At 41.2% G+C, this 12,427-nt stretch carries 11 protein-coding genes; all 11 read right to left on the bottom strand.

All coding sequences use genetic code 11. From position 1 onward, the window contains the following. Window positions 1-42: 42 nt before the first annotated feature. The 11 genes from BM156_RS17040 to BM156_RS16990 all read right to left on the bottom strand — a co-directional run bounded on the left by BM156_RS17040 (window position 43) and on the right by BM156_RS16990 (window position 12,421). Window positions 43-522, bottom strand: a complete 480-nt coding sequence (locus BM156_RS17040; protein WP_093921110.1) for a response regulator — start codon at window positions 520-522, stop codon at window positions 43-45. Between the two features lie 155 nt (window positions 523-677). Then, complete coding sequence (locus BM156_RS17035) at window positions 678-3,134, bottom strand: response regulator (RefSeq protein ID WP_093921109.1); 2,457 nt, start codon at window positions 3,132-3,134, stop codon at window positions 678-680. Between the two features lie 55 nt (window positions 3,135-3,189). After that, complete coding sequence (locus BM156_RS17030) at window positions 3,190-3,681, bottom strand: hypothetical protein (protein WP_093921108.1); 492 nt, start codon at window positions 3,679-3,681, stop codon at window positions 3,190-3,192. Between the two features lie 187 nt (window positions 3,682-3,868). Next, window positions 3,869-4,375, bottom strand: a complete 507-nt coding sequence (locus BM156_RS17025) for an O-acetyl-ADP-ribose deacetylase (protein WP_093921107.1) — start codon at window positions 4,373-4,375, stop codon at window positions 3,869-3,871. 41 nt (window positions 4,376-4,416) lie between these two features. Then, on the bottom strand, window positions 4,417-5,316 hold the full coding sequence (locus tag BM156_RS17020) for a DMT family transporter (RefSeq protein WP_093921106.1): 900 nt from the start codon (window positions 5,314-5,316) through the stop codon (window positions 4,417-4,419). Between the two features lie 150 nt (window positions 5,317-5,466). Beyond that, window positions 5,467-6,462 carry a phosphotriesterase family protein gene (locus BM156_RS17015; protein WP_093921105.1) on the bottom strand — a complete coding sequence of 332 codons (996 nt, stop codon included), beginning with the start codon at window positions 6,460-6,462 and terminating at the stop codon, window positions 5,467-5,469. Window positions 6,463-6,598: 136 nt separating this feature from the next. Then, window positions 6,599-6,919: a hypothetical protein gene (locus BM156_RS17010; protein WP_212733547.1), complete on the bottom strand. Its 321-nt coding sequence runs from the start codon at window positions 6,917-6,919 to the stop codon at window positions 6,599-6,601. Window positions 6,920-6,940: 21 nt separating this feature from the next. Then, window positions 6,941-7,555, bottom strand: a complete 615-nt coding sequence (locus tag BM156_RS17005; RefSeq protein ID WP_170846994.1) for a nitroreductase family protein — start codon at window positions 7,553-7,555, stop codon at window positions 6,941-6,943. A 198-nt stretch (window positions 7,556-7,753) separates the two neighbouring features. Beyond that, a complete protein-coding gene (locus tag BM156_RS17000) occupies window positions 7,754-8,677 on the bottom strand; it encodes a DMT family transporter (protein ID WP_093921103.1) in 924 nt (307 codons plus the stop codon). A gap of 129 nt (window positions 8,678-8,806) precedes the next feature. Further along, window positions 8,807-11,260, bottom strand: coding sequence for a phenylalanine--tRNA ligase subunit beta (pheT, locus tag BM156_RS16995; RefSeq protein WP_093921102.1), 2,454 nt, complete (start codon window positions 11,258-11,260; stop codon window positions 8,807-8,809). 156 nt (window positions 11,261-11,416) lie between these two features. Further along, the gene (locus tag BM156_RS16990) at window positions 11,417-12,421 is read right to left on the bottom strand and encodes a DUF4249 domain-containing protein (protein ID WP_093921101.1); all 1,005 of its coding nucleotides are present in this window, start codon (window positions 12,419-12,421) and stop codon (window positions 11,417-11,419) included. Window positions 12,422-12,427: the final 6 nt, after the last annotated feature.

Raw genomic sequence — 12,427 nt, 5'->3', positions numbered from 1 at the left:
ATTTAAAATAGAATAATCAAAGCTGACGAAATGAAACGTTCCTTACGAGGAAGCATCCTCGCGAATAAATTCTTCGAGCAACGATGTGCACATAAAATGAGTGAATTGATCTTTGCGGATAAATTGTGTTGCTCCGAGCTGTTTGGCCTCTGCGGCTATCTGGAAATTTTTAGTTTCTGAAATAATGACAATCCTTCGGTCTTTATCTGGCTGAAGTTGATTTAACACATCAATAGCCTTTTGACTGTCGTTTAGATAGTAATCGATGAAGAGAACCTTGCGGGTTCCTTTAACGTCCTTACTGTTAATTCCTTTAAAGAAGTCGTCAACCTTGAGGTAAGAGTGTACCTCAATTTGAGCTTGATACAATACGGCCAGATTGGATGAATAATGTTTTAATACTTCTGTCATAAGTGTATTGAAGTATTCATCATCATCTAAAACAGCAACTGAATACTTTTCCGCAGTAGGAAAAAACAGATCTAAAAAAGTTTTGTATTCTTTTGTTTCAGGCTTATCCATGACTTGCTTTTTCGATTTGGAAAACAAGCCCGATGCCAAAATTGATCAAAAAGGTTTAATTTGTTAAAAATCAGTTTTTTATTCTTTTACGCTAGAGTAGCTTATTTCGTCTTCTTTTCTCATATTGAGAAATTGCGTGTAAAAATGAAGCTATTTTAAAGCTGTTTCTTCTTCAATAGTGTTTTTAAATGATTGTTGGCCGCTTTCACTTCATTCTTTACATCCTGAAATAAGCTGACAATTTTATCTTCGTTTTGTGCCAGCTCTGCTTCATATTCCATTTCCTTAATTTTTGCATACAAGCTCATTGCTTTAATGTGCTTGGCTGGTGCTGCCATTTTATGGGCATACTCCCTTATTTGAGCCCAGTCTTTTTGATGCAGACTTTTTTGGATTTCCTCAATGCCATTCTCACTTGAGCGAATAAAAATCTCAATCATTTCCTGAACAAATGCAGCGTTCCCATTGGCCATTCGCTTTAGTTCGCTTAAGTCAATGGTTGTTTTTGATTGTGCTTTGTTACTCTTGCTTTTTTTTATTTTTGACTCATCAGCAAGGGTTGCTTCTAAGGTGTCAAGCAGTTCTTTCTCTGTAAACGGTTTTGACAAGAAGTGATGCATGCCTGCTTGTTCACACTTGTCAATATCTTCTTTTTTACTTCCTGCAGTAAGTGCAATGATTTTGGAATTTGCCGATTCTTTATTTGCTAATATTTGCTTGCTGGCTTCCAAGCCATTGAGAACGGGCATGCGAATATCCATAAATATGAGATCGAAATTTTGCTGGCTGGCTAAATCGACAGCTTCCTGTCCGTTGACTCCTTCAGCTACTTTCATTCCCCATTTTTCAAGAATGCTTTTCAATAAATATCGGTTGAAGGTTTCGTCGTCAACAATTAGGGCTGAAAGGTTTTTGTAATGCTTGGGAACATTGATTTCTTTTTGAGTTAAGCTTCTTATTTTTCCGGGATCTCCTTTTTTGTAAGGAATGGTGAGCGAAATGGTTGTTCCCTGATTTAATTGGCTACTAACTGAAATTTGTCCGCCTAAAAGGTCAACTAGTTTTTTGACGATGGATAATCCGAGACCGGCACCTCCCTGTTTTTTGGTCAGGTCGGTTTCCAATTGCACAAAATCGTCGAAGATCATGGCATGATTTTCTTCTGAGATCCCAATTCCGGTGTCAATCACTTGAAAATTGACATTAACCGGAGCTTCTGAAGAAGCAGGGCCTTCGGTGTAAGCTTTTAGGGTAACATGCCCTTGATCGGTAAACTTAATGGCATTGTTGACCAAGTTGATTAAGATTTGTTTTAATCGGAAGGCGTCACCTAATAAAATCAGTGGCGGAAGCTTTTCGGTGTCAAGCTGGAGTTGAAGCTTTTTTGCTTCAGCATTTGCCTTGTTTAAAGTAATCACTTCACCCAAAATACGATCTAATGAAAAATCAACCTGATCCAGCTTAAGTTTTTGACTTTCAATTTTAGAGAAGTCAAGGGTGTCGTTAACCAATGATATTAAGTGGCTGGTTGAGTTGTAGATGATATCCAAGTCTTTTTGGTATTTCGGGTCATCTGTTTTGCGCAAAAGTTGCTCGGTTAAACCATAAATGGCGTTGATCGGTGTTCGCATTTCATGGCTAACAGTCGCTACAAAAACTTCCTTGGCCTTAGCCAATTTCTCAGCATCTGTTTTGGCTTTGCGAAGAATGGATTGGTAGGCTCTTGATTTGTTGAGGTAGCGATAGAACAGGTATAAAACCAACAAAAGTAGAATGACCGAAGCAACGGTGAATAAGGTTAATCGTTTGTAGGTAATTGCAGCTAGACGGTCTGCTTCCTGGGTTTTCAGTAATAGTTTTTTCTGTTCGCTATTTTCAAGTTCAGTAATCTGGATATTTAGCAAATTCGACAGCTGAATGTTCTGTTCAAGCAATGCTTTTTCGCGAACCGACAGTTTTTTGTTGGTGTATTCAATGCGTTGTTCAATCTGGGCAATTTCTTGTTTAATGGCTTCCTTAGCGATGGTGTTGGTGTCAACAGTTTGGATTTGTTCCACCATTTCAGGCTCTTTCTTTTTCCCACCAAAAATACGCTTAAAGAAACCTTTCTTTTCTTCTTTCTGAACCGGTACTTCAACAACAACAGTATCGGGCTCAGTTCTGGAGCTGTCAATTTTGGAGTAGAGTTCAGAGAAGCTTTCGTGAGCTTCTTCCCGTGAATGATGAAGGGCAAGAACTTTCTCCCAAATAGCCAGTTTCTCGTTGACCAGTGATCGGATGGAGTCAATCTGTTGCTTTTCTTCAATGCTGGTTTGAGAGTAGTCTTCCAGGTTTGTCAGTTTTTCCTGAATTGATTCATTGATTTGTTTATAGGGGTGAAAATATTTTTCGTCTCGAGTCAGGGTGTAAAAACGTACTGTGTTTTCAACTTCTGCCAAGTCGGTTGCAACATCTTTTATCAGAAGTAACTTAAAGTCAGGTCTGGCCTCGCGATGGATTGAGTTAACAATTTGCGATAAACTTTGATAGACCAAATAGCCTGAGAAAACAACAGCTAAAGCGATTAAGGCTGTTAGTAGAGTTACTTGAAATTCAATTTTTATTCGTTTCATCAACTATAATTTTGAATGCAATCGTTGTCTTTAAAATTGGTAAGAAAGGTTTAGTTTATCTGAAGTTGAACCGGATTGAAAGTCCGATATCGTCCATCCAGAAACCGGAGTAGTTAATTAGGTTTAGCATGGGTTTCCAGTCGAGTGAGAAGCTAATTGGGGCTTCATCCAAACTGTACTCCAAACCGATAATTCCGTCAATCCCAAAGGCAGAATAAGTTCCACTTTTGTCGTACCACGGATGCTGATGCCCATTCAAATCCCAATACCCAAAATGTGCGCCGCCGCCATAGTACAGGTTAAAATTGGGATCGTTAAAAACATCATGATGTTTTTCGTACAGTGCCTGAATCAAAGTGCCATGCCAACGTGAACTGAAAATTCCTTCAAGCGCTGCATCCGAAGCAATAAAATGTTTCAACGATATTCCTGCCATTGGGCCTGCGCGAAAGCCAATACCAGTATAGTAGTCTTTCTGTGCCAGTAACTTTCCTTGACCAATTAAACAAATAAGGAGGATTAAAGTTAACGACCGAATTGCTTTCATGAAGTCCGTACAATTTTGAATTTATGCTAAGAGGGCAATTGTTATGCCGTAATTTTGCTTGTTGCTTTAAGCGCTTAATAAAGAGAATAAACCTGATGTTATGATCAGAGGAATGGTTCGCTTTGTTATTCTCATAATGAGAAAATTGTTCTCACTTCTGAGTTTTAGGCTGTTTGATGTTGCTACATTATAACTCTAGTAACTGTTCATATATTTCGTAGTTTTCATCATCATACACGCAGAAAGTGACTTCTTCAATGGAAGTGTCATTTTTGAGAAAGTCAGCAACCGTTTTTATTGCAATTTCTGCAGCTTGTCGTTTGGGGAAAGCATAAACTCCCGTACTGATGTTGGGAAAGGCAATGGTTGCAAGTTGATGCTCTTTGGCTAGCTTTAAGCTATTGTAGTAAGCAGAGGCTAACTGCTCCGGTTCTCCAATTTGGCCTCCATGCCAAACGGGGCCTACCGTGTGAATAACATAGCGGGCCGGAAGGCGATACCCCAAGGTAATTTTGGCTTCTCCTGTTTCGCATCCGTCTAGTTTTTTGCAGGCTTCTAAAAGTTTGGATCCTGCAGCCCGGTGGATGGCTCCATCCACACCTCCTCCGCCGAGTAAGCTTCGGTTCGCGGCATTTACGATGGCGTCAACATGCATCTCCGTGATGTCTCCTTGTAAAAGCTGAATACGATCCATTGGGGAATTATTTTTGTTGTTTTTCTTGAATGTTGTAGCAATTAGCTGCCAAAGCTAATCAAGAGAATGCCGGCCAAAATTCCAGCCAAGTAGATTCCTTTTTGGCGTATGTTGCGCTCATGAAAAAGCAAGGCTCCCATTGCAAAGGCAACCAATACACCACCACGTCGTAGAGCCGAAATGACTGCAATCATAGAGCCCTCGTAACTCAATGCATAAAAATAGGCAAAATCAGCTAAAACCAGAAATAATCCGATGGCAGGAATACTCCATCGCCAGGAGAAAGGAGTGCGTTTGCGAGGAGGTTTGGTCCATCGAAAAAGTGCAACAATTGGAAGCATGACGATTACCTGGTAAAATGAAAACCAAGCCTGAACAGCTAGCCGGTCAATCTTCCGGATGATAAACTTATCATACAATCCACTGGCTGCCCCGAGCAAGGTGCCGCCAATAATGAAAAACACCCAGGCATTCTTCCGAAAATTGATTCCTTCGAGCTTGCCTGCGGTTGAAAGTAAGTAGAAGAAGATAAGCGTCGTTAGAATTCCGAGCCACTGCATCAGGTTCAGTTGTTCGTTGAAGATTAGAATAGCTCCAATCAAGGTCCAGATGGGGCCTGTTGCCCGGATGGGGGTGACGATGGTTATTGGTAGATGCTTCATTGCGGTAAAAGCCAGGATCCAACTTGAAAGCACCAAGAGTGTTTTTACCAAGATCAGGAGATGTTCGTGTACGGATATTGTGGGAACGTAAAGGTTGATCGATTGGAAAAAATCTGGGAAGAATACCGAACCAACAACCGGAGGTACAAATAACAATGCACCGGTAAGAGTCGAGAATAACAGCACCATCATAACGGCATTGTTATTCACCGAGATTTTCTTTAAAACATCATAGATTCCGAGAAGGAATGCAGAAAGCAGAGCCAGTAGTACCCACATGTATTCTTTATTTGGTGGGTAAAGCTAGGCATAGTCTATTGGATTGAAGGCCGCACTACGGAGCTGGCAGCCAATTTTAATCATTCCTTAATTCGTCTCGCGGGTTTTTTTACGAGGGAAGTGACAACTAGCGACTATGGAAACAGCTTGTTATAACGTACGCTTTTCGACCGTAAATGCTCGCGCTGGATTTTTGACTAGCAACTGTTTAATTTCGGAAGCACTAAATCCTTTCACCTTAAGGTTGGGAATCAGTGTTTCAAAAATGGGGGTATAACTTTTAAAGGGATGGTCGGGCTTGTTGGGATCATACCATCCGGCATCATGCGAAATCAGAATTTTGTCCAATACGCCCTCGTTCTTTAAGTAAAGAAGCAGTTCTCCGTTTAAAAGAGAAGCGTTCCAGCCAAACTTATCAATTGAAATCCATGCTCCAAGGCGGGCTGCTTCAACAAGTTTGTGCCAGTCTTTTTCATCACTGGCATGTGTCCAGATAAAAGCAGATGGAGCAACACCTTCTTCGCTTAAAATTTCAAGTTGCTGAAAGGCAGGTGTGGCTGGGCCGGTATGCGACATGATGGTGAGTCCGGTGGCTCGATGGGCAATAGCGGCGGCTCGTACCAGCTTGGCATGGAACTCAGAAAGCGGTTTGCGGTTAACGGCAATCTTGATAAATCCGGGTTTGACGCCCGAGCCTTCAATGCCTTGCTCAAACTCAGCAATAAAAAAGGTAGCAATTGCTTCTGCTGACATGTCAATCACATGGACTGGAATAAATTTGTTGTTTTGTGCTCCGTAAAAGCCGGTGTTTGTAATCAAAGTAATGCCGCTTTTTTCGGTCAGTTGTTTTAGCAGAACGACATCTCTACCAACATGGTTAGGGGTGCATTCGATTAACGTTTGCACACCATGAGCTTTTAGTTTTAGCAATTCCGGAAGAATCCAGTCGAAGGCTTCTTGTTGGTTGTAGTTTTCTGGGGTGTAGTTGGCTGCTCCTGAGAAATCGACTAAAACATGTTCGTGCGCTAAGGTCGTTCCTAGTTGGGCTGGAGAAATGAGTCCTGAAACGGTAATGATTTTCCCATTGGGATCAGAAGAGCAGCTAATGCTGGTAATGGTTAATAGGAATATTAGAACTTTGTTCATGCGAGATGATTTTTGTTCAAATATAGCCTAATTACTTCTTCATAATCAGAATGTAAAGGTATTTTGTAGCATATTGAAATTAATTGTTTCTCTCGTTCTTTTATTGTCAAGCTCCTTCCTTTGATGCTTTAAAGGTTTAATCAAACTGCTTTTGGATAACTTGATTCATAAATTCGGAGATTTGTTCAGAGCCACTGGCTCCGTATGAATCCACAATTGTTCCTTTTAAGCCTGAATTTGTCTCAATCGCATAGACAATGCTCATGTCAGATGGATTCGTCATTCCTTCAAAACGATGAAATTCCTGAAGTGTTACTTGCTTTGGAAGAATCACTTGATCGGATTTTTCAGTAATCAACCCTCGGTCGTCAATTCTAAAGTTGTGGGTGAAGCCTCGTTTGGCCAATTCATTTAGAGCTTCAACAAGCGTGCTGTATTGATTATTTAAATGTTTCATGGTGTTCGTTGCTTTATAAGATTAATCTGAACTAATATGACTGGCATCGAGATAGGATTCGTCCCAGTTAGCACCAAAGAGAAAATGATTGACAGGCTTGCGCGGTGTGCGTTTTTGTTCTTGCTCCCTTTGTTCCTTCGAAAGTGAATTAAGATTGGCTGCATGACCGATGACGAAGCAGGTTATGGCCTCAAACTCATCGGGGATTGGAAAGTTTTGGTGAACTTTTTCGACCGAAAAACCTGCCATCTGGTGAACAAACAGGCCTAGGCTAACGGCTTTGAGTGTCGAGAAAGCCATAAATGCGCCTGCGTCATAGAAGCGGTGTCGGTTTTCTTTGTCTTTTTTAGTGAAGTGTTTTTTGACCAACACGACTCCTAAAAGAGGAGCGGTTTGTACCCATTGTTGATTGCCAGGTGTTAAGCACTCAAAAAGCTTATTGTAGTGCGGATCATCTTTGCTCGCGAGAATTACTCGCCAAGGCTGTTCGTTGAAACAGGACATGCTTGTTTTACCCGCATCAAAAATCTGAGAAATGGTCTTTTTTGAGATTTGTTGATCATCAAATTGGCGAGGACTCCAGCGTTTACTTAGCAGCCTGGAGAGTAAATCTGTGTTTGTATCTTTCTTTTCCATTGTACCTCCTGTTTTAATCATCCTTAACCAATGGAAAAACCTTGCCAAAATAAAATCGGATAAGTCTGCATTTGACTGATTGGCGCAGTTTGTGTGTCTTAGGAATAAAGTCGTTTTGTTGATTGTGGTTTAAAGATTTCCTTTCGAATTGCAAAACTGTGGACAGAATTCCCCTATTTGTGAAGTTTTTAGGGCGACTTAAGCGACTGACTTGCCCGATTTTATAGTTCGTTTTTTGCTGACAACCAGTACTGCTCCTGCAAGGATGGTTAGTGCTCCCAATAAAGACAGAATTGAAAAACGTTCGGCTTCAATCCAGGATACATCCAGCCAATTGAGTAAACCCATCGTTAAAAAGGTAATCGTCGGATTTAGAATGATGATGATGCTGACTTTGTTGGCTTGGGTATATTTTAGTGCCTGGGCTAAGCTACCGTAAGCAATCAGGGTGTTAAGTCCGAGAAAAAGAAGAATCAACCACCACTCCCAGCTGAGATTTAAGAGTGGGCTGAAATCAACAAATGGGAGATAAGCCAGGGTGGGGAAGCCAAACAAAAACAGATTTAAAGCACCTGCAGTATGTTTGAGAACCAATTGTTTTTGAAGAACAGCATAGGTGGTCCAAGCCAAAGCTCCACTAAAGGTCAGCAGCATGCCCATATTGTATTCCGCTTCTTCGCCGACCATCAGTTTGATTTGTTGGCTGTAAAAGAAAATAAACCCTACTGCGGCCAAGGCGAATCCCCAAAGTTGTGTTTTGCGAATTTGTTCTTTGAAGAAAACGACCCCGGCAAGTGCTAGTAAAATTGGGCCGGTTTGAATAACAAGCTGAGCATTTCCCGGGCTGGTGTAATGAATTCCCAGCATAAATCCGAGGTAATTCCATGAAAGTGCCATGGCTGCAAAAACGAGCATGAGTGGCGGGCGGATTAGTATTTTCAGGCTTTGGGGATGTTTTGTTGCTTGCCAGCCTAGTAATAGGGTGAAAGCAATGGCAAATCGGAACCAAACGACTGTTTGTGGTGCAACTTCTTGAACAGCTACTTTGAGGACAATCGCCAAAAATCCCCACAAGAAAGCAGTGATGATGGCATACATTATTCCTTTTCGATTTGTACTCATTGCTTGTTTTGATTATTGCTTTTTGTTGTTCATTATCTCAAGGTATAGCAACGCTGTCGGGTGCTAATGCTCCCCTTGAAAGATACTGAAACAAAAAAGCCATCGGGAAGTTCCTGATGGCTTTTGCTTTTATCTTAGTTTTGCCTCAAATTCCTTTTCAAACTGGAAGATCAATTTTTGCATGATCTTATCGATCTGTTTGTCCTTGAGCGTTTTTTCATCATCTCGAAGGGTGAAACTAACAGCATACGATTTTTTGCCATCAGGAACCCCGTTGCCTTCGTAAACATCGAACAGGTCAACTGCACGAAGCAGTTTCTTCTCAACCTTGAATGCCAAGTCACGAATTTCGCCGAACTGAAGTGATTGGTTTACCAGAAGGGCCAAATCTCTTTTTACTTCAGGATACTTTGGAAGTTCGCTGTAAAGGGTTTGATTATTCTTCTGTTCAAGAATAATGTTGTCCATATATAAATCAGCATAGTAAACCAAGTTATCAATATCAAAATGCTTGCGCAGCTTTGGATGAACGATGCCAAATTTTACAATGGTTTTGCCGTCACGAGTCGCATAAACCAAACCTTCAGATAGAAGTTCATTGTTGAAGCTGTCAATCTTTAGGTTTTGAGCTCTTAGACCCATGCGAACCAACAAGTTTTCAACGTAAGTTTTTAGTTGAAAGAAAGTACTTTCTGATTCCTTATTGGTCCAGTTTTCTTTTTCTTTTTGGCCGGTAACAAAAAGGGCTAAGTGCTCTTCTTCCCGGTAATTTTTAATGATGTCGTCTTTGTAATCCGTATTGTTGTGGAAATAGCAGTTGCCAAATTCATAAAATCTCAAGTTTGGATTTTGGCGATTGGCATTGTAGGCAATTGCTTCCAAGCCTCCGTAAAGAAGCGTTTGGCGCATAACGCCCAAATCATTACTCAGCGGGTTAAACAGTTTTACTGTATGCTGATCTTTGTAGGTTTCGCCATTTTCGTAATACGATGCTTTGGTTAATGAGTTTGACCAGATTTCGTTGAATCCTTGGGCTGTTAGCATTTCAGCCATCAGGTTCCTGATTTTTACCGGGTCGTGTGGGTCTGAGTATTGTAAAGAGGCATTAACCAATGCTGGAATTTCAATATTGTTGTAGCCGTAGATTCGAAGAATTTCTTCAACCACGTCTGCTTCGCGCCTTACGTCAACACGGTAAGGAGGAACTGAAAGTGAAAGCCCGTTTTCGGTTTCCTGGTCAATTTTAATTTCCAGTCCTTCAAGGATTAACTTGATGCGTTCTGCACCCAAATCTTTTCCGATAAGGCGCTTAACGTTGGAATAGCTCAATTCTACTTTGAAATCCTCAATCGGTGTTGGGTAAATATCAATAATGTCGGATGAGATTTTTCCTCCGGCAATTTCTTTAATTAAAAGGGCAGCACGTTTCAGCGCATAAATAACTCCGTTAGGATCGGTGCCGCGTTCAAAACGGAACGAAGCATCTGTGTTCAATCCGTGGCGGCGAGCTGTTTTCCGTACGTAAACAGGATCAAAACAAGCAGACTCAAGGAAAATACTTGTTGTGCTGTCTTTAACGCCTGATTGAATTCCTCCAAAAACACCAGCAATACACATGCCCGATTCTGCATTGCAAATCATCAGGTCGTCTTCGTGTAGCTCACGTTCACTTTCGTCCAGCGTGGTGAACTTGGTGCCAGCAGCTAGTGTTTTCACTTCAATTTTATTTCCTTTGATTTCTGCTGCATCAAATGCATGAAGCGGTTGGCCAGTTTCAAAAAGAACGTAGTTGGTGATGTCAACCACATTGTTAATTGGATTTAAGCCAATTGCTTTTAATCGGTTCTGAAGCCATTCAGGAGATTCCTCAATTTTAATTCCTGTTAGGGTAACGCCAGCATAGCGAGGACAAGCTTCTGGAGTACCTACTTCAACAGGAATTTCCAGCGCATGGTCATCTGTTTTGAATGAATCAACAGAAGGCTTGGTGTAGGCAATCTCTTGTTCTTGTTTCAAGTAGGCAGCCAAATCGCGGGCAACACCAATGTGCGATGCGCCATCAATCCGGTTTGGCGTCAGGTCCACCTCAATGGCAAAGTCTGATTCAACCTTGAAATATTCACTGGCTGGAGTTCCAACAACAGCATCGGCAGGTAATACCATGATGCCGTCATGGCTAGCACCCAAGCCAATCTCGTCTTCAGCGCAGATCATTCCTTTTGATTCTTCACCTCGGATTTTTGATCGCTTGATAACAAACTCTTCATCTCCGCTGTATAATTTTGTTCCTACTGTTGCAATAACGACCTTTTGACCAGCAGCGACATTTGGTGCGCCACAAACAATTGGAAGGATTTCATCAGTTCCCACATTGACCGTTGTTTTACTCAGGTGATCTGAGTTTGCATGTTTTTCACAAGTCAACACTTCGCCGATTACCAATCCGCGGAGTCCACCTTTGATGCTTTCAACTTCTTCGATGCCGCCAATCTCGAGTCCGGTTTGAGTCAACACCTCTTCCAGTTGTTGAGGTGTCAAGTCTGTAGCTATATAGTCTTTCAACCAATTGTAGGAAATCTTCATAATCGTTTTGCTTTAACACTGAGTTTGAGAAAATCAGTCTTTTATAGAATCCGACAAAAGTAAGCATTTTTTGTGCGGAGGCAAAGCCGGAAATAGCCAGAGACTGGTTTTTTCTTGAGGAGCAGTTTTTCTGGTTTTTTGAAGTGATAGAAACTTTCAATAACCACCATAATAACCGCCGTAGCCATAGTCCGGAGCTTCCACGACTTCAATGGTATCCATAGAGTGTGGAATGAAGATTTCTTTGAAGCTTACTTGGGCTTCATCATTAACTCCCGCAAATATGCCTGTTCCATTTTCGATGTTGGAATAAACCGGCACTGGTTCCGAGAATGGCTCATCACGGTAGTAGTTGTGTAGGTTGAGGTACTTTAAAAAGTTGAAAAGGTCTTTTGATAGTTTTTGAAGATGGACCGTTGATTTCTGATAGAGTATATCGTTGTTTCGATAAGAATCATACACTTCAAATTTGACATTGTATTGCTTGTTGTTAAAGTATAGGTCAGGGAAAATTTGGTAATTATTTTCAGGTCCCATATCTAAGGTTTCGTTGTCAATGTTGTTGTACAAACTGTTAAAAACCGGATCTTCAGACAAAATATATTGGGTGCTTCGGCTTAGCATATAAACCATGGAGTCTGGCTTAATTTGCATCGTGTACAGGAGCTCTTGGACAAGAAGAATCCGGTAGAAATCATCTCCTGGTTGATCTTCAAACGTTAGGTCAAATTGTTTGCGTTTATGGCCCCATTGTCCCTTGTTGGTTGTTGTGTCCACTGAGGTGATTTTTGCGGATGTTGGGATATAGGTTTCAGTGGTCAGGTTTTTTGATCCACTCTGGACATCAAGTTGATAGGTTTTTCCGGCCTGAGGACGGAAATCAGGAATGGTATAGTATCCATTCTTTTCAATTGCTTGCCCTAGTTCCGTTCCGTCTTCCTTCAGTGTTACCTGAGCACCGGAAACAACGGGATAGCCAGAAGATTCGAGTATTGACTGGCTTTTGACCAGCATAATTTTAAAGGTGCTGTCGGGGGTTAAAATTCCGTTAATGATGAGTTGTTGTTCGTTTTCGGCTTCCTGAAAATCGATGGTTTTTGTACAAGAGCTCCATCCCAGGACAATAAGCAAACAAGTAAAAATTAGTGGAATATTTTTCATGATAAA

Source organism: Sunxiuqinia elliptica (assembly GCF_900113005.1).
GTDB lineage: Bacteria > Bacteroidota > Bacteroidia > Bacteroidales > Prolixibacteraceae > Sunxiuqinia > Sunxiuqinia elliptica.
The sequence above is the reverse complement of the archived record's forward strand: the minus strand, read 5'-3'. Positions and strand labels throughout refer to the sequence as shown.